Annotated in this window: 19 protein-coding genes; 9 read left to right on the top strand and 10 right to left on the bottom strand. The window is 70.8% G+C overall.

Annotated elements, in window-relative coordinates; all coding sequences use genetic code 11:
• Positions 1 to 2: 2 nt before the first annotated feature.
• The 6 genes from ABGB08_RS03920 to ABGB08_RS03895 all read right to left on the bottom strand — a co-directional run bounded on the left by ABGB08_RS03920 (position 3) and on the right by ABGB08_RS03895 (position 5,784).
• A complete protein-coding gene (locus ABGB08_RS03920; protein WP_347586303.1) occupies positions 3 to 1,412 on the bottom strand; it encodes a DNRLRE domain-containing protein in 1,410 nt (469 codons plus the stop codon).
• Between the two features lie 223 nt (positions 1,413 to 1,635).
• The gene (locus ABGB08_RS03915; protein ID WP_347586301.1) at positions 1,636 to 2,178 is read right to left on the bottom strand and encodes a TrmH family RNA methyltransferase; all 543 of its coding nucleotides are present in this window, start codon (positions 2,176 to 2,178) and stop codon (positions 1,636 to 1,638) included.
• Positions 2,175 to 2,780: a methyltransferase gene (locus ABGB08_RS03910; RefSeq protein WP_347586299.1), complete on the bottom strand. Its 606-nt coding sequence runs from the start codon at positions 2,778 to 2,780 to the stop codon at positions 2,175 to 2,177. The genes ABGB08_RS03915 and ABGB08_RS03910 overlap by 4 nt, the downstream gene beginning before the upstream one ends.
• A 120-nt stretch (positions 2,781 to 2,900) precedes the next feature.
• A complete protein-coding gene (locus ABGB08_RS03905; RefSeq protein ID WP_155355993.1) occupies positions 2,901 to 3,848 on the bottom strand; it encodes a VWA domain-containing protein in 948 nt (315 codons plus the stop codon).
• Positions 3,845 to 4,753: a DUF58 domain-containing protein gene (locus tag ABGB08_RS03900; RefSeq protein ID WP_347586296.1), complete on the bottom strand. Its 909-nt coding sequence runs from the start codon at positions 4,751 to 4,753 to the stop codon at positions 3,845 to 3,847. The genes ABGB08_RS03905 and ABGB08_RS03900 overlap by 4 nt, the downstream gene beginning before the upstream one ends.
• Entirely contained in the window at positions 4,750 to 5,784 is a 1,035-nt protein-coding gene (locus ABGB08_RS03895) for an AAA family ATPase (RefSeq protein ID WP_347586294.1), read from the bottom strand. Before ABGB08_RS03895 ends, ABGB08_RS03900 begins: the two co-directional genes overlap by 4 nt.
• A 95-nt stretch (positions 5,785 to 5,879) precedes the next feature.
• Here ABGB08_RS03895 and ABGB08_RS03890 point away from each other — a divergent pair, with 95 nt between their 5' ends.
• Together ABGB08_RS03890 and ABGB08_RS03885 are read left to right on the top strand one after the other, a co-directional pair.
• On the top strand, positions 5,880 to 6,626 hold the full coding sequence (locus tag ABGB08_RS03890; protein WP_347586292.1) for a hypothetical protein: 747 nt from the start codon (positions 5,880 to 5,882) through the stop codon (positions 6,624 to 6,626).
• A gap of 77 nt (positions 6,627 to 6,703) precedes the next feature.
• Positions 6,704 to 7,468 (top strand): TSUP family transporter, encoded by a 765-nt coding sequence (locus tag ABGB08_RS03885; RefSeq protein WP_347586290.1) that lies wholly within the window; start codon positions 6,704 to 6,706, stop codon positions 7,466 to 7,468.
• Positions 7,469 to 7,471: 3 nt separating this feature from the next.
• Here the strand turns inward: ABGB08_RS03885 and ABGB08_RS03880 are convergent, their stop codons facing one another.
• From ABGB08_RS03880 to ABGB08_RS03870, 3 genes are all read right to left on the bottom strand, one after another.
• Positions 7,472 to 8,380, bottom strand: a complete 909-nt coding sequence (locus tag ABGB08_RS03880; RefSeq protein WP_347586288.1) for a hypothetical protein — start codon at positions 8,378 to 8,380, stop codon at positions 7,472 to 7,474.
• 102 nt (positions 8,381 to 8,482) lie between these two features.
• Positions 8,483 to 9,661: an MFS transporter gene (locus ABGB08_RS03875; protein ID WP_347586286.1), complete on the bottom strand. Its 1,179-nt coding sequence runs from the start codon at positions 9,659 to 9,661 to the stop codon at positions 8,483 to 8,485.
• A 20-nt stretch (positions 9,662 to 9,681) separates the two neighbouring features.
• Entirely contained in the window at positions 9,682 to 10,440 is a 759-nt protein-coding gene (locus ABGB08_RS03870; RefSeq protein ID WP_347586284.1) for a DeoR/GlpR family DNA-binding transcription regulator, read from the bottom strand.
• 73 nt (positions 10,441 to 10,513) lie between these two features.
• On the opposite strand from ABGB08_RS03870, the gene ABGB08_RS03865 reads away from it, so the two are divergent.
• The 7 genes from ABGB08_RS03865 to ABGB08_RS03835 are packed head-to-tail and all read left to right on the top strand — an operon-like array spanning position 10,514 to position 15,507.
• On the top strand, positions 10,514 to 11,482 hold the full coding sequence (locus tag ABGB08_RS03865; RefSeq protein ID WP_347586282.1) for a transcriptional regulator: 969 nt from the start codon (positions 10,514 to 10,516) through the stop codon (positions 11,480 to 11,482).
• A gap of 46 nt (positions 11,483 to 11,528) precedes the next feature.
• The gene (locus ABGB08_RS03860) at positions 11,529 to 12,419 is read left to right on the top strand and encodes a LysE family translocator (RefSeq protein ID WP_347586280.1); all 891 of its coding nucleotides are present in this window, start codon (positions 11,529 to 11,531) and stop codon (positions 12,417 to 12,419) included.
• 32 nt (positions 12,420 to 12,451) lie between these two features.
• Entirely contained in the window at positions 12,452 to 12,787 is a 336-nt protein-coding gene (locus ABGB08_RS03855; RefSeq protein WP_347586278.1) for an excisionase family DNA-binding protein, read from the top strand.
• On the top strand, positions 12,784 to 14,751 hold the full coding sequence (locus ABGB08_RS03850) for a zinc ribbon domain-containing protein (protein ID WP_347586275.1): 1,968 nt from the start codon (positions 12,784 to 12,786) through the stop codon (positions 14,749 to 14,751). Before ABGB08_RS03855 ends, ABGB08_RS03850 begins: the two co-directional genes overlap by 4 nt.
• 13 nt (positions 14,752 to 14,764) lie before the next feature.
• Positions 14,765 to 15,148: an alpha/beta hydrolase gene (locus ABGB08_RS03845; RefSeq protein ID WP_347586273.1), complete on the top strand. Its 384-nt coding sequence runs from the start codon at positions 14,765 to 14,767 to the stop codon at positions 15,146 to 15,148.
• On the top strand, positions 15,148 to 15,309 hold the full coding sequence (locus tag ABGB08_RS03840) for a hypothetical protein (RefSeq protein WP_347586271.1): 162 nt from the start codon (positions 15,148 to 15,150) through the stop codon (positions 15,307 to 15,309). Before ABGB08_RS03845 ends, ABGB08_RS03840 begins: the two co-directional genes overlap by 1 nt.
• 33 nt (positions 15,310 to 15,342) lie before the next feature.
• On the top strand, positions 15,343 to 15,507 hold the full coding sequence (locus tag ABGB08_RS03835; protein ID WP_347586268.1) for a hypothetical protein: 165 nt from the start codon (positions 15,343 to 15,345) through the stop codon (positions 15,505 to 15,507).
• Between the two features lie 192 nt (positions 15,508 to 15,699).
• Here ABGB08_RS03835 and ABGB08_RS03830 read toward each other — a convergent pair whose 3' ends face one another.
• Positions 15,700 to 16,674: an aldo/keto reductase gene (locus ABGB08_RS03830; protein ID WP_347586266.1), complete on the bottom strand. Its 975-nt coding sequence runs from the start codon at positions 16,672 to 16,674 to the stop codon at positions 15,700 to 15,702.
• Between the last annotated feature and the right edge of the window lie 163 nt (positions 16,675 to 16,837).

Below are 16,837 nucleotides of genomic sequence, written 5' to 3'. Positions count from 1 at the left end.
CGTCAGTGGCAGTTCGTGGTGCCGCTGTCGCTGTACGTGCGCCCGGATTGCGGGACGAACTGCCAGGTGTACGCGTTGGCGTGCAGGGTCAGCTTGAGCACGCCGTAGGTGTCGCTGTTGCGGGCCTCGCTGTTGGCCAGGATCGTGCCGAAGCCGTAGTGGCTGGCGCCGCCCGAGCCGACCACGAAGTGGCGGATGCCGCGCGTGTTGTCGAGCTGGTTGGCGGGGTTGATGGGGGCGAACCGCTCGTACTGGTGGTTGTGGCCGGTCAGGATGAGGTCGGCGTTGGCGTCGTACAGGGCCTGGACGAACGGCGCGACCGAGCTGTTGGGCGAGTGGTTGGCGCCCGAGGTGTAGCGCGGGTGGTGCCACATCGCGACCGTGCACGGGCGGGTGCTGGCGGCCAGGTCGGCGCGCAGCCACGTCGTCTGCGCGGAGGTCGTCCCGCAGGGAACCGCCGAGCAGTTGGAGTTGAGCACGATGACGTGCCAGTTCGCGCCGAGGTCGTAGGAGTAGTAACCCTTGGTGGGATCACCGGCCGACGCCCCGAAATATCCGTAATATCCGGTCGCGCCGGAGGTGTTGTAGTCGTGGTTGCCCGGGACCGGCCGGGTGCGCGCCTTGTGCCGCCCCCACGTCGGGTTGTAGTAGGTGTTGAACTCCGAGGCCGTGCCGTTGTTGTACACGTTGTCGCCGAGGGTGAAGACGGTGCCGGGAATCGAGTCCAGCAGCGCCGCGGTCGCGGTGTCGCCCGAGCCCGAGTTGGCGATGTCGCCCGCGCCCACCAGCACCGGGTCGCCGCCCGGCGGCGGGCTCGGGCTCGGGCTGGGGCTCGGTGACGGGCCGGTCCCGGTGGTGACCACCAGTTGCGGCGCCGTCCCCGATCCGCTCTCCCGCGAGTCGTAGTCCGCGCCGTTGGTGCTGGTGGAGGTCACACCGAAGCTGTAGGTGCCGTTCCCGGTCACGTAGGAGGTCACGTCGAGCTCGTACCACTGGTTCCTGGCCACCGACCCGAGCGTGCCGAGCGTGGCCCCGTCGATGGACGGCTGGTTGTTCCACGTGGTCGCGGTCTCCGACCAGGTGGTGCTGCTCATCCCCCGGAAGACGCCACCGCTGCCGCTCTCGGACCCGCTCACGTCGTCGGTGTGCACCCGCAGCTTGACCGAACTGATCGCGCCGCTCACCCCCGACACCGTGAACCGCAGGAACATCCGTTTCACCGGTGAATTGTCCACACCAAGCTGTCCGGACGTTCCGAAGTTGGTGCCCGTCGTGCTGTTGTCCACATAGGTGTCCGCGACCGGCGCGAACGTGGCGGTGGCCGCACTGGCCACCCCACCCGGAAGGCTCATCGTGACAAAAAGGGCCGTCACGCCAACGGCGACCGTCATGAAGCTCGTACGTCGTAACACGCGCGCTCCTCGTGCTCCTGGCTTATTGACCAGAAACCCGTCCCATAGACAGCCGCATAGCCGCCGACCAGGCGACCCGCTGCTGCGGCTGTCCAGATCACGACTTTCTAGTCAATAGGGCACCCCGGACGTTAGATCGCCGATCGCGCTTCCAGGTGATCGCCACACGTCCATCGGGTGAAGCCCAGGCTTCCGCTGCCCTCGCCGTACCGATCCCGCAGGATTAACGGGTCCATTCCTGGCGGCGGGATTCGGCGATGGCGATGGCGGCGGCGATGGAGACGTTGAAGGAGCCGACGCGGCCGACCTGGGGGATGTAGGCGACGGCGTCGCAGGATTCGAGGAGGGCGGGGGAGCAGCCGTGGTCCTCGCTGCCGACGACGAGGCAGACGTCGCCGGTGAGGGGGGTTTCGTGCAGGGGGGTGGCGTCGCCGGTGAGTTCGATGGCGATGACGCGGTAGCCGTCGGCTTTGGCGGCCTTGACGGCTTCGGGGGCGGGGACGGGGTCGTGCCAGGTGACGAGGCGGTCGGTGCCGAGGGCGGTCTTCTGGGCCTTCGGGTTGGTGGGCGGGGTGGCGTTGCCGGCCAGCCAGACGGTGTCGACGCCGAAGGCGGCGGCGGTGCGGAAGATGGAGCCGATGTTGAAGGGGCCGGTGACCGATTCCAGGATGAGGGCGAGGCGGGCCTCGGTGGTGCGGCGCCAGGTGCGGTTGAGCCGCTTCACGTCGGTCGGCCGGAGCTGGCGGCGCGGGTTCGGCGTGCTCATCGGGGAGTCACCTTCAGGATTCGGTAGGCGGCGCGGGAGGTGTGGCGGGTGGTGGGCCAGCCCTGGTCGGTCAGCCAGCGTTGCAGGGAGTCGGAGCCGAGGTGTTTCTGGACGACCAGGTAGGCGACGCCGTCGGGGGTGAGGCGGTCGAGCCAGCGGGTCAGCATCTCGTGCAGGGCGGGCTTGCCGATGCGGATGGCGGGGTTGGACCAGATGGCGCGGAACCGGATGTCCGGGGGGACCTCGTCCACGTGCGCCGACCTTACTTTGTCAAGGGCGGCGCGCGCGGCGTTGCGAGCGGTGAGTTCGATCGAGCGGCGGTTGACGTCGACGGCCCAGACGGTCGCGGCGGGCGCGCGGGAGGCCATGGTCAGCGCGATCGGGCCGTAGCCGCAGCCCAGGTCGAGCAGGTCGCCCTCGGCGGGCGGGGCGGGGACCGACTCCAGCAGGATCCTGGTGCCCAGGTCCACCTTGTCGGGGGAGAACACGCCGCGATCGGTTTCCAGCCGGAGGTGCAGGTCGGGCAACACCAGGCTGACCGTCCCCGGCCGGGATTCGGCCTGCGGACGCTCGTCGAAGTAGTGCGCGCCGGTGTTGCTCACGCGCAGCAACGTTACCAATCTCCTAACCCTGCCCAGGCCACGCCCCGTGCGGGTGGCGTAGCGAGCTGTGCCCGAGGGGTCACCCCACCGTGCCCACTTGGCGGAGGGCCACGCGCCGGGCTAGGGGATGCGCGTGCCCAGGATCAGCGCCGAGCCCGCGACCAGGAGCCCCGCCAGGATCGCGCCGATGATGAACCGCTGGGTGATCTCCTCGTGGACGATCTTGTAGCCGAGTGAGGTGCCGATCTGCTCGTACACGTCGCGGAGCTCGCTGCCCGACTCGGCGCTGTAGGCGCGGCCGCTGGTGCCGTCCGCCAGGGACTGCAGGGTCTGCTTGTTCACCGGCACCTGGACGTCGCGCCCGTCGATGGCCACGGTTCCCTCGGGCGTGCCGTACGCGATCGTGGAGACCGGCACCTTCGCGCCGAGGGCGGCCTCGATGGCCTCGTTGACCGAGCGGCCGGAGGTGTTGTCGCCGTCGGAGAGGAGCACGATCGCGGCCGGGGGCGGGTCGGTGACCGCCTGCTGGTCGAAGGAGCGGATCGCGTCCAGGGAGTTGAAGACGGCCTCGCCGATGGCGGTGCCGGGGCGGGTGGTCAGGTTCCTGATCGTGTTGACGACGGCGGCGTGGTCGGTGGTGGGCGGGATCGCGACGGCGGCCGAGCGGGCGAAGGAGACCACGCCCACGTTGAAACGTTCGGGCAGCTCCTGGACGAACGCCTCGGCGGCCTGCCGGGCGGCGATCATCCGGGTGGGCGGCACGTCGGCGGCCTCCATCGACAGCGAGATGTCGATCGCGACCATGATGGTGGCCCGGTCCCTGGGCACCCGGACCGCGTCGGCCGGGCGGGCCGCGCCCAGCACGAGCAGGCTCATCATGACCAGGAACAGCGCGGCGGCCACGTGCCGCCGCCAGCCGGGCTTCTCCGGCGCGACCAGCGCCAGCAGGGCCAGGTTGGTGAAGCGCACCGCGTACTTACGGCGGGTGAGCTGGATCACCACATACAGCGCGATCAGGGCGGCGAGCGCGGCGAACAGCCAGAGCCAGGCGGGGGACAGGAAGATCATGCGCGTGTTCTCCGGGCCATCAGATGGGCGGTGCGCCGCTGCCGCAGGACGAACTGGGCGATGTCGAAGACCCAGTCCCGGTCGGTGCGCAACACCAGGTGGGCGACGCCGCTGCGGCGCAGGGCCACCCGGTTGGCCTCCCGCTGGGCGGCGGCGGCCTCGGCGTAGCGGTCGCGCAGCTTGCGGGACAGGTGGATGTCGCGGGAGTGGCCGGTCTCCGGGTCGACCAGGGTGACCTGCCCGACGTCGGGGAGTTCCAGCTCGCGCGGATCGATGATCTCGACGGCGAGCACCTGCTGGCGGGCGGCCAGGCGGCGGATCGGCCGTTCCCAGCTGTCCGGGGCGTCCAGGAAGTCGGACACGATGACCCGCATGCCGCGCCTGCGGTGCGCGGCGGCCATCAGCTCGATGGCGCCGCCCAGGTCGGTGGAGCCGGGGTCGTGCGGGGCCTCGGCGAGCGATTTCAGCAGGCCGAACAGGGCGGGCCTGCCGGGTCTGGCCGGGTAGCGGTGGATCTGGTCGCCGTGGATCACATACGCCCCGAAGCGGTCGCCGACGCGGCTGGCCAGGAAGCCGACGGCGCCGATGGCGGAGATGACCAGGGAACGTTTGTCGGTGTCGGCGGTGCCGAAGTCCATGCTGGCCGACAGATCGGCCAGCGCCCACGTCTCCAGCTCCCGGTCGGCGATCAGATCGCGGACGTGTGGGATCGTGGTGCGGGCGGTGACCGCCCAGTCCATCCGCCGCACGTCGTCCTCGCCGGGCACGTAGACGCGGGTGTCGCCCAGCTCGCTGCCGGGGCCGGGCAGCAGGCCCTGGTGGCCGCCCTGGAGCAGCCCGTCCAGGCGGCGCACCACGGTCAGCTCCAGCCGCCGGAGCGCGGCGTGCGGGGCGCGGCTGGTCACCGCTGGCCCTGGTTCCAGACGACCAGCGGCGGCGGCACCGACATCAGGATCTGGCGGACCACGTCCTCGGGTTCGATGCCGTCGGCGAGCGCGTCGAAGGTGAGCATCAGCCGGTGCGACATCACGTCCACCGCCACGTCGCGCACGTCGTCGGGGAGCAGGTAGTCGCGGCCGCGCAGCAGCGCCAGCGCGCGCCCGGCCGCGACCAGGCCGAGCGTGGCGCGCGGGCTGACGCCGATCTCGATGGTCTCCTCCAGCTCGCGCAGCCCGTATTCGCCCGGGTTGCGGGTGGACATGACCAGCCGGACCACGTAGTCGGCGACCAGCTGGTGTACCGACACCTCCTCGGCGGTCTTCTGCAGGGCCAGCAGCTGGGCCGGGCCGAGCACCTTGCCGGCCACCGGCGGGGTGACGCTCATCCGGTGCAGGATCTCCAGCTCCTCGTGCGCGCTGGGGTGGTCGACCCGCACCTTGAACAGGAAGCGGTCGCGCTGCACCTCCGGCAGCGGGTAGACGCCCTCGGACTCGATCGGGTTCTGGGTGGCCAGCACCACGAAGGGCCGGGGCAGCTGGTGGGTGACCCCGGCCAGGGTGACCTGGCGTTCCGCCATGACCTCCAGCAGCGCCGACTGCACCTTGGCCGGGGCCCGGTTGATCTCGTCGGCGAGCAGGAAGTTGACGAACACCGGGCCGAGCTCGATGTCGAAACGTTCAGTGCTCGGATGGTAGACGCGGGTGCCGACGATGTCGCTGGGGACCAGGTCGGGGGTGAACTGGATCCGGGCGAACGTGCCGCCGACCACGGTGGCCAGGGTGGAGGCGGCCAGCGTCTTGGCCACGCCCGGCACCCCTTCGAGCAGGCAGTGCCCGCGGGCCAGCAGCGCCACCAGCAGGCGCTCGACCATGTGGTCCTGGCCGACGATCACCCGCCGGACCTCGTTCAGGGCGTCCCGGAGCGCGCCGAGGCCGGCCTCGCCCTCGTCTTGCGCCCGGGACACCTCGGTGCCCGGCTCTCCTTCAGCAACGGTCATGGGTGTTATTCAATCGTGACTCCCCGACAGAATCCATGCCCTGATCACTGCCCGCTCGGATGGGCGAAAACACCCGGTGTGTTTTCATGAAGGGGATGGCCACTCCACTGCAGTACGGCGACCCGCCCCGGCTGGGGCCCTTCGTGCTTCAGGCGCGCCTGCAGGCGGCCCCCGCGGGGCTGGTCTACCTCGGGCAGGGCGCGGACGGGCGGGCGGTCTCGGTGGCCGTGCTGACCCGGGGCGCGGCCCTGGATCCGGCCGCCAGGAACCGGTTCGTGACCGGGATCAAGGAAGGCGAGGCGGCCAGGTCCGGTGTGCGCGGCCTGTTCTCGCGGGTGAGCAGGCGGCGGAACGTGACCACGCCGCCGGTGGTGGCCTGGGACGGGGGCGAGGCGCCCTGGGTGGCGGTGCCGTACGCGCCGGGCGGGGTCGGGGCAGAGAGGTTCCTGGAGCCCGTCATGGTGTCGGGCATGCTGATCGGGGACCGGCACGGGCCGGACTTCGTGCCGTACTGGCTGGGGGATCGCAATCCGGCGCTGCCGGCCCCGCCGTCGCCCGCGCCGCCGCGCACCGAGACCGTGCGCTCGGTGGCGCTGGCCTCCGCGCTGCTGGCGACGCTGGTGCTGTTCATCGGGGCCATCCTGTGGCTGATGCTGGTCCGCTCCGACGACGAGCCGATGCCGGCCAGGCCGCTGCCGCCGACCGTCTTCGTGCCGACGCCGCCGCCGGTGCCGACCTCGCCCGAGCCGATGCAGCCGTCGCCGACCCCGGGGGAGACCGAGCAGGGCCAGAGCCCGTCCCCGGCGCCGGGCGAGAACGAGGACCCGGGTCAGGACATTTGACCCGGTCTGAGGCGAAGCGGGGGGTGTCGCTACTCTGCTGAGGTTCTTTGGTCAACCACGGTAGGGGTCGGGCGCCGATGCGGGCGGAACAGATCGTGCTGCTGCTCGTGGCGGCGCTGGCGGCCGGCTGGGTGGACGCGGTGGTCGGCGGCGGCGGGCTGCTGCAGTTGCCCGCCCTGCTGCTGGCCGGGCTCTCGCCCGTCGAGGCGATGGCCACCAACAAGACGGCCTCCATTTTCGGTACGGCTTCCGCCGCCGTCACCTTCGCCAGGAGGACCAAGTTCGACCGGGCGGTGGCCGTACCGGCCGGGATCCTGGCGGTGTGTTTCGCCGGGGCGGGGGCCGCGTCGGCGGCGCTGCTGGCGGCGGAGGTGCTCAAACCGCTGGTCATGGTGGTGCTGCTGGCGGTGGCCGCGTTCGTGACCTTACGGCCCGCGTTCGGTCTCGCGCCGGATCCGCGGCTGCGCGTCCGGGCGCGGGTGGCGGCGGCGATCGTGGTGAGCGGGGTGTTCATCGCCTTCTACGACGGCATTCTCGGGCCGGGCACCGGCACGTTCCTGCTGATCGCGTTCACCTCGATCCTGGGCCTGGACTTCGTGCACGCCTCCGCCACCGCGAAGATCATCAACACGGGCACGAACCTGGGGGCGCTGCTGGTGCTGGGGACGCAGGGGAAGGTGGTGTGGGCGCTCGGGCTCGGCATGGCCGCCTGCAACATCGCGGGCGCGCAGCTCGGGGCCCGGATGGCGTTGCGCCGGGGCGCCGGGTTCGTCCGGGCCGTGCTGCTGTGCGTGGTGTCCGCGCTGGTGCTGCGCCTCGGCTACGACCAGTTCTCCGGCTGAACCTCAGAACTCGTCGAGGAAGGTCATGAACCTGCACCAGAGGCTGTGGTCCTCGCGGTAGGTGGCATACCGGTGACAGTCCGCGCAGTACTGTCCGGCCGGTTTGGCGAAGGTTAGCGGCTGGTACGTGGCGACACCCGCGGCGTATCCGGGCTTCTTCGGGCAGTTCGCCATCGCTTGGAGCACCGAACCGGTCACCGTCTGACCGCACCAGGGGCACCGCGGCGCCGTCAGCGGGTTCGGCTGCCGCGGCGACGGGAACGGAGTGCGGCCGATCAGCGGCACGTTCACCTGCCGCGCGGTCTCCGGGGCGAGCCAGAGGCCGCCCGGGGTCGGCCGAATCCGCTGGAACGGCAGCTCCCGCAAACCCGCGACCGTCCCCGTGCCGGTGCCGATCACCGGGTCCTTGCTGGTGAACAGCGCCGACGTGCGGGCGCCGAGCGCGGCCACCGAGTAGTCGTCCGCGGGTACGGTGATCCGGGTGGTGGTCCCGATCCTGGCCGGCACGATCAGGCCGCTCCGGGTGGAACTGACGGTCCGGCTGGACAGTGCCACCGACACCGGGTCGCCGTCGCGCAGGCCCATGGCCCGGGTGGAGGCGGTCAGGCTGGGCGTGACCGACAGCACCTGCGTGCCGCGGTTGGCGCCGCCGAGCAGCGGGACGGCGTTCACGCTGGTGAAGCCGCCGCGCAGGGCGATCGACTCGCCCTCCGGGTTCATCGCCGCCAGGGGTGCCCCGCCGGTCTCGAAGAGCAGGTGCCGCCGGTCGTAGAGGTACTCGCCGGCGAGTACGAGAATGAATCCGCCGGGGCCGGCGATCAGACCGGCCGCGGCGCGGAACACGTCTCGGGTCCACGTGTCCCGTTCGGTGGCGGTCGGCCGCCACGACTGGGGGCGGTTGTCCTGGGTCATCACACGCTCCTGGCTGCGAGAGGATCACCGCCACCTTAGGTAGCCGCGACCGGCCCGCCCCAGGGTGCTGGCCCGCCGTTCAGCGCCCTGGTAACCCGATACCTAGATCCGGGCCGGGCGCAGGGCCGGGGCGGCCGCCGCGACGAACAGGGCCATGATCGCGGGGATGGCGAGCGCGACCGGCTTGCCGGTGAGCTCGGCCACCGCGCCGATCAGGACCGGGCCCGCCAGCAGGCCCGCGTAGCCGATGCTGGCCACCCGGGCCAGGGCCCGGCCGGACTGGGCCGGGTCGCGATGCCCGGCGGCGGAGAACACCTGCGGAATGATGCACGACAGGCCCGCGCCGAACAGCCCGAAGCCGACGACCCCGGCGACCTGGTGGCCGATCAGCAGGGTGACCAGCAGGCCGATCCCCGCCAGCCCGCCGCAGCACCGTACCAGCAGGACCGGGCCGAGGCGGGCGGTGAGCCAGTCCCCGGCCAGCCGCCCCGCCGTCATCATGATCGAGAAGGCCGCGTATCCGGCCGCGCCGACCGCCTCCCTGGCGCCCAGGTCCTCCACCAGGTAGACCGAGCTCCAGTCGGCCGCCGCGCCCTCGCCGACCAGGCAGCAGAACGCCAGCACGCCCAGGAACAGCACCCACCCGGCGAGCGAGCGGCCCGGCACCTGCCCGGCGGCGGCCTCCGGATGGCGGCCGGGGTCGAAGGAGTCCGGCAGCGCCCAGCGCAGGCACAGGATCGCGATCGTGGTGGTCACCACCGCGACCGACCCGAACGTCATCGGCACGCTGGCGCCCGCGTGCGCGAACAGGCCGCCGACGCCGGCGCCCAGGAAGCCGCCGATGCTGAACACGGCGTGGAAGGAGGACATGATCGGCTTGGCGTGCAGGCGTTCCACCACGACCGCGTTGGCGTTCATCGCCACGTCCAGCACGCCGTGCACGATGCCGAAGGTGAACATGGCGGCGGCCAGGGAGGGCAGGCCGGCCGCGCAGGCGGGGAGGACCAGGACCGCGCCCTGCAGCAGGCCGACGGGGACCATCACCCGGCGGCTGCCGTACCGGTCGATGAGGCGGCCGACGGCCTGCATGCCGGTGATCGCGCCGCCCGCGATGCCGAGCAGGGCGAGGCTCAGCTCGCCGTCGCCGAGGGACAGGCCGTCCTTGATGGCCGGGATGCGGGACGTCCAGGTGCCGAGGGCAATTCCGGCAATCATAAACAATCCGTACACGGCGAGGCGGGCGCGGAGCAGCGTGGTGCGAGGAGGGGCGGCGATTGTCATGGTTCGACTCCGGGGGAGGTTCAGGTGAGGCGGACGGTGACGCCCGCGCCCGTGAGCGCGTCGTGCTGGTCGCGGGGGATGCCGATGTCGGTGACCACGACGTCGAGCTTGTCGTAGGAGCAGACCGCGCCGAACGCGGTCCTGGTGAACTTGCCGGAGTCGCAGGCGACGATGACGCGCCTGGCCGAGGCGATGGCGGCCTGCTTGACCGCGACGTCCTCCAGATCGTGGGCGGTGACGCCGTGCTCGGCCGACATGCCGCAGCAGCCGATCACGGCGGTGTCGAAGCGGAGTGAGCGCAGCGAGGCCTCGGTGAGCGGGCCGACGAAGTTGAGCTCGCCCGGGCGGACCTCGCCGCCGGGGAGCACGAGCTTGATCCGCGGCGCGGTGGCCAGTTCGTCGGCGCAGCGCAGCGCCAGCGGCAGCACGGTGAGGCGGCGGTCGTGCACCACCCTGGCCACCTCCAGGGTGGTGGTGCCGCCGTCCAGCACGACCGCCTCGCCGTCGGCCAGCAGGTTGGCGACCTCGGCCGCGATCCTGCGCTTGGCGTCCACGGCTTCGCGTTCGCGGACGCCGAAGGGGGGTTCCTCGCCGCGCAGCAGCAGGCTGAGGGCGCCGCCGCGGACGCGTCGCACGACGCCTTGCTGGGCTAGTTCGTCCAGGTCGCGGCGGATGGTCATCTCGGAGACGCCGTACCGGCCGGCGAGTTCGGCGACGGAGACGCTGTCGTGGGCGCGTAACGCGTTCATGATCGCCCGGATTCGGTCGGCACCTTCCATGTGTGCATTTGAACATAGGTCGTGTTCGGTGAGCAAACGGAATCTACTTTGTAAAGGTGGCAGACTGGGTGATATGCGTGCCAGCCGGTTGCTGTCCCTGCTCCTTCTCCTGCAGACGAGGGGCCGGATGACGGCGGCCGAGCTGTCGGCGGAGCTGGAGGTGTCGATCCGGACCGTCTACCGGGACGTGGAGGCGCTGTCGGGGGCCGGGGTTCCCGTTTACGCTGATCGGGGGCCTGCCGGAGGCTACCAGCTGCTGGATGGGTACCGGACCCGGCTGACCGGGCTGACCTCGGCGGAGGCGTCCTCGCTGTTCCTGGCGGGGTTGCCGGGGCCGGCGGCCGAGCTCGGGCTGGGGGAGGTGGCGGCGGCGGCCGAGTTGAAGCTGCTGGCCGCGTTGCCGCCGGAACCGCGCTCGCAGGCGGCCATGATGCGTGAACGTTTCCATCTGGACGTGCCGGGGTGGTATCGGGGGAGTGATGAGGCGCCGTTTCTGGCCGAGGTGGCCGAGGCGGTGTGGGAGCAGCGCCCGCTGCGGATGCGCTACCGCCGCTGGGGGCCCCAGGAGGTCGAGCGCGACATCCACCCCTACGGTCTCGTCCTGAAGGGCGGCTCCTGGTACCTCGCCGCCGAAACATCCGGAGATTTCCGGACTTATCGTGTTGCGCGGATTTTGGGGATCGACGCGCTACCCGGCCGGTTCGAACGGCGTCCCGGCTTCGATCTGGTCGAGTTCTGGTCCCGGTTCGCGGCCGAGTTCGCCGCTCGCATGTACACCGGCACCGCCACCATCCGCCTCGACCCCGACTACCTCGGTCTGCTCCGCTACACCATCGGCAACGACACCACCGACACCGCCCTCGCCGCCGCCGAAACCACGCCCGACGGCTGGCTCCGCCTCGCCGTTCCCATCGAGTCGATACGCCACGCCCGCTGGCAACTCCTGCGCCTCGGCTCGGCCGTCGAGGTCCTCGACCCTCCTGAGCTGCGCAAACTCATGGTCGAAACGATCGAGGAACTGTCCGTGATGTATCGGGATTGAGAGCCGGCCGTTCCGGTGATGCCACACGGGCGTGGATTGGGGCGGATTGTCCGCCGACGCCGGGAGCTTCTGCAGCGGCGGCGGCCGTGGCGAGCTGCTCCTGGCGACGTGCCACCAGAACGACGGCGGCTCCAGCCCGGACGAGGGCTTCGGTGTCCCAGGATTAATCCATTTGCTGTCACACGGCCGGGATGGCGACGATGACCGCGTGCTGTTCCTTGCCTTCCTAGGCTCCTGCGTGCTGCTCGCCATGATCCCCGGCGTCAGCACGGCGGTCATCGTGCGCCAGACGCTCCGCGAGGGGCGAGCGTCGGGCCTGGCCGCCACGCTGGGCAACGAAACCGGGATCTTCCTGTGGGCCATGGCGGCGGTGTTCGGGCTCTCCGCCCTGGTGCTGGCCTCCGAGGCGGCCTACGGCACGCTCAAGATCGTCGGCGCGGGCGTGCTGGTGGTCATGGGCGTACAGTCGATCTGGCACGCGCGCCGGGACTCGCCACCCGCCGGTCCCGGCAAGCCGGGCCATCCTGGGAGCGACTCCGCGGCTGGCTTTACCGGCGGCCTTGAGAGCGACTCCGCGAATGGCGTCGCAGGTGGTTCTGCAGGTGGTTTCGCGGGTTCCGCGCCAACAGGCTGGAGGCGTGCCTACGGTCTGGGGCTGGCCACCTGTGGCGCCAACCCGAAGGCGGCTGTGTTCGCGATGTCCTTCCTGCCGCAGTTCGTCCCGCCCGGCGCGAATGTGCCGGTCACGCTCATGCTGCTGGCCGCGGTCTGGGTCCTCGTCGACCTGGTGTGGTACGTCTCGCTGATCTGGCTGGTCAGCCGGGCGAGAATGGTGTTCTCCCGGTCGTCGGCGCGCCGGCGGCTGGAGCAGATCTCTGGGGCTGTGCTGATCAGCCTGGGCGTACGGCTAGCCGTGGAGGCTCATCAACTTCATTAGTCATCCCTAGTTGTATATGTATAGTTACATGCATGGAGTTGCTGCGCATGTCCAAGGCTGCGAAACGTCTGGGGATTCACCCGATGACGCTTCGCCAGTGGGCTATCGACGGCAAGATCCCGTTCTCCCGGGTCGGCCGGGAGTGTCGGTTCTCCTCGCTTGATGTGGAGAACATGACGCGCGGCAGTGACTCCGCGATCTCCCGCCCGAGGCGGGAGGTTCTGTGTGTGCGTGTCTCGGGTTCGCTGGGGCGGGAGTCCTCGCTGGCCGCGCAGACGGGCCGTCTGTATGGGATGCGCGGCGCCGAAGCCCGCAAGCGGTTGCTGGCTGAGAGCGGCCAGTGCCCGCGAGAGGCTGATGCCGCGTGAGCCGGAAGCTGTCGCTCGCCGAGGGCCAGACCTCCCGTACTGTGTGTGCGCGTGGTCTGCTGCGTATCGGTGTGGATGAGAGGACCGGTGAAGTCCTGCCGTCCGCCATGCTCGCTCAGCGGGTGGGATGGGCTATGGATCTGGTGTCCGGCATGACCGCTCAACTGCTGGCCGGGCATTGGAACGCCGCCGACGTAGAGGTGCTGGCGGCCGGTCGGGACGTCGGCGGCCGGAAGCTGCCGTCCAACGCGTGGATGGCGTTGCGCCGCCTTGGCTGGAGTGTTGCGGCGCCGGACGGTATCCGGGTCAACGACCGGATCCTCCGCATGGCTCAGGAGCAGGCCGGGCGTGCTCTGCGGTCGGTGAGGTGGCGTTCGGACCTGACGGCCGGTGTCCTGGCCACCTGGCCTGGTGATCCTGCCAAGCGGACCGCCGAGGAGTGGGACGCGGTGCGCGAGGCGCTGCCGGGCGGCCGGTGTCTGCCGTCCAGCGTGATCAAGTCCCGCACCCGGCAGATCACCGCCTTCACCGCCGGGAACGGCCGGATGCCGGTCGATGTGTTCGAACTGGAGGAGGTGCCCCGGGTAGCGCGGATGCTGCTGCTGTCGGCCTGCGACGGGCAGCAGGCCACCATCGAACGCGCCGACGAACCAGGCCGTGCACTGCTGCGCCTGCAACTCCCCACCCGCCCCGATCCGCGCTCCTACCAGGACTGGACGTGGGTGGCCTGCCCGATCACGCTGCCGCCGACGATCCCGGCCGGCGCGGTGTTGCACCTGCCCACCTTGCGCGTGACCGGCGCCCAGGTCCGGGCGGATCTCGCCTGCACCCATGCCGTACCCGAGAGCGCCCGCACCGGTCACAGCGTCGCCCTCGGCGTGGACTGGGGCCTGAACACCCTGCTCAGCGCGGGCACGGCACGGCTGCACGAGGCCGGCCGGATCACCGCGCTCGGGGCCGGAGCCCAGTTCCGGGCCGCTGGTGTCCTGGCCAGACAGCACCGCCTGCGCCGCTTGTCGGAGCGTCTGCACGCCAAGGCCGACCACTACCGACGGATCATCGGCACAAACCAGCAGCACGCTTTGACGGGCAGGCGCCAAGTCCTGCGGGATGAGATCCGGTACGTCTCTGACCGGCGATCCAATCTCAATGACGCCCTCGCGTGGGCTGCCGCACGCTGGGCGGTGGATCAGGCCATCGCCGCCGAGGCGAGCGTGATCTATGTCGAAGACCTGCGGTCGATGGAAGCCAAAGGCATGAGCCGCAGCCACAACACCCGCATGTCGGCCACCGTGCGCGGCCAGATCGTGGACCGTATGCGGCACCTGGGCGCCGAGACCGGTATCGCGGTGGTGACCGTCCCGGCGCGGAACACCTCCAAGCACTGCCCTCAGTGCCTGACCCCGCTGCGGCACCGCAAGGCGCCCGACCGCCCGGCCACGCCCGGATGGAAGTGGGCTATCTGCCCCTCCTGCCAGTGGCAGGGCGACCGCGACCAGGGCGCGTGGCGGCGTATCGCCGCACGCGGCCTCACCCACCAGGCCAAGACCGTTTTGGACCGCACCAGCGGCACCATGATGATCCGCACGGTCGTGGACACCCTTGAAGCCAAGGCCGTGGTCACCCCGGCCGAGAAGACCAGCCGGAAGGACCGGTCCAAGACCGGCCCCACCCGGCACCGAACCACACGTCCGACGCCCAGGCGACGCCGGACACCCTCCCCCACCGGGCCGTGCGGTCCAGCGGGCAAGCGTCCGGAGGGACACGCACCAACGGGTCGGACCCGGCTGCCCCGCGCAGCCCACCGGCACCAGGACGTGACAACGATCAGCACACCCACCACCGGCCACAGGCCACGAGGAGCAGCACTGGGCGCGGGCTTCCACCTGCACGCTCACGCTACTCCGCCACGGTGGGCAATCCCATTGCCGGACATTACGTCTGGCACGAGATCGCTTAGCTGATTAGAGACGCTCGATGAGCATCTGGTGGGAAGAGTCCGGAACCGGCCGGCCGGTAGTGCTGCTGCACTCCACGTCAGCCGACGCGCACATGTGGGACGACGTGTGGGAACCCCTCGCGTCCGCCTTCCGCGTGATCCGGCTGGACCTGCGCGGGTACGGCAAGAGCCCCCTGGTCGCCGAGAAGTCGTATTCCAACGCTGGCGACGTGGCCGAACTCCTGGACAGCCTCGGGATCGACGGCGCGGCGGTGGTGGGCTCCTCAGGCGGCGGGCGGGTCGCGCTGGAGCTGGCGACCATCCGTCCCGACCTGGTGTCGGACCTGGTGCTGATCGCCGCGCGGCCGGGCTCCCGCCGACGCCGGAGCTGGAGGCGTTCGGCGACGAGGAGGACCGGCTGATGGAGGCCGGGGACGTCGTGGGCGCGGCCGAGTTGAACACGCGCACGTGGCTCGGCCCCGACGCGAACGACCAGGCCAGGGCCAAACTCGTCGAGATGCAGCGCAACGCCTTCGAGCCGCAACTGGCCGCCGACTCCGAGCCCGATTTCACCCGCCCCTAGGTCGACCTGACCGCGATCACCGCCCCCGCGCTGGTGATCACCGGCGGCCACGACCTGCCCTACTTCACCGCCACCGGCCACCACCTGGTTGCCGAGCTGCCGTCCGTGACCCTGCTCGAACTCCCGTGGGCAGGCCACCTAACCGCCCTGGAGCGCCCGAGGGGAATCGCCGACATCCTCATCACCCACCTGAGCTGACCGCAGGCCGGTGCGGGCAGCCGGGATCGCCCCGCCCGGCACCCCGATCACCTGGCCAGACCGCGACGAACTGCGGCAGGAGGGACGTCGCGAACACAGCCGCCTTCGGATTGGCGCCGCAGGTGGCCAGCCCGCGACCGTAGGCGCGAAGCCGCCCACGATGCCAGGCTCTGTGGCGATTCGCGGATCGGGTCACAGGTCGACGGAGGACATGCCGCGCTCGTCGTAGCGTTCGCCGGCGACGGAGGAGGCCAGCTTGCCGAGGTTGTCCAGCTCGCCGGTGGTGAGGGTCAGGCCGGTCGCCGCGGCGTTCTGCTCCAGGTATGGCACCCGCTTGGTGCCGGGGATGGGCACCACGTCCTGGCCCTGAGCGAGGACCCAGGCCAGGGCCACCTGCGCCTCGGTCGCGTTCTTGCCCTTGGCCAGCTGGGTGATCTCCGCCACCAGCGCCTGATTGGCCGCCAGGTTGTCGCCCGTCCAGCGCGGGTTGTTCCGGCGGAAGTCGTTGTCCGCGAAACCCTCCACCGTGGCGTACGCCCCGGTGAGGATGCCGCGGCCGAGCGGGCTGTAGGCGACCAGGCCGATGCCGAGCTCGCGGAGCGTGGGCAGGATCTCGGCCTCGACGCCGCGCGTGAACAGCGAATACTCATACTGCCCGGCGGTGATCGGGTGGACGGCGTGGGCGCGGCGGACGGTGTCCGCGGCGGCCTCCGAGATGCCCAGATGGCGGACCTTGCCCGCTTCGACGAGCTCTTTGAGCGCGCCCCAGGTGTCCTCGATCGGGACCGCCGGGTCGACCCGATGCTGATAGTAGAGGTCGATATGGTCGACGCCGAGGCGCTGGAGCGAGCCTTCGACGGCGCCGCGCACGTAGTCGGGGCGCCCGTTGACGCCCACCCGGGTGCCGTCGGGGAGGCGTTCGATGCCGAACTTCGTGGCCACCACGACCTGGTCACGGCGTCCGGCGATGGCCTTCCCGACGAGCCGCTCGTTGGTGAACGGGCCGTACATGTCGGCGGTGTCCAGCAGGGTGATGCCCAGGTCGAGGGCCCGGTGGATCGTGGCGATGGACTCGCCCTCGTCGCCGGGGCCGTAGAAGTCGCTCATGCCCATGCAGCCGAGGCCGAGCTCGGACGTGCGCAGAGCGCCCAGCGTGTGCTGCTTCATATGTCACTCCTCCGTCACTGGTCGGTCCCGTCAAGTCTTCCGGCTGGAGTGCGGACCAGGTCAAATTGATCTACATTGTAAAGGCGGGTTCCGGGTAATTTGCACAACTCCGAACACCAAAGACCAAAACCTCAAGCTGCGTGCACGACACGATTGTGAGGTC

Origin of the sequence: Acrocarpospora sp. B8E8, from assembly GCF_039871605.1 — a bacterium.
Classification (GTDB): domain Bacteria; phylum Actinomycetota; class Actinomycetes; order Streptosporangiales; family Streptosporangiaceae; genus Acrocarpospora; species Acrocarpospora macrocephala.
This window is presented reverse-complemented; position numbering and strand designations above follow the sequence as displayed.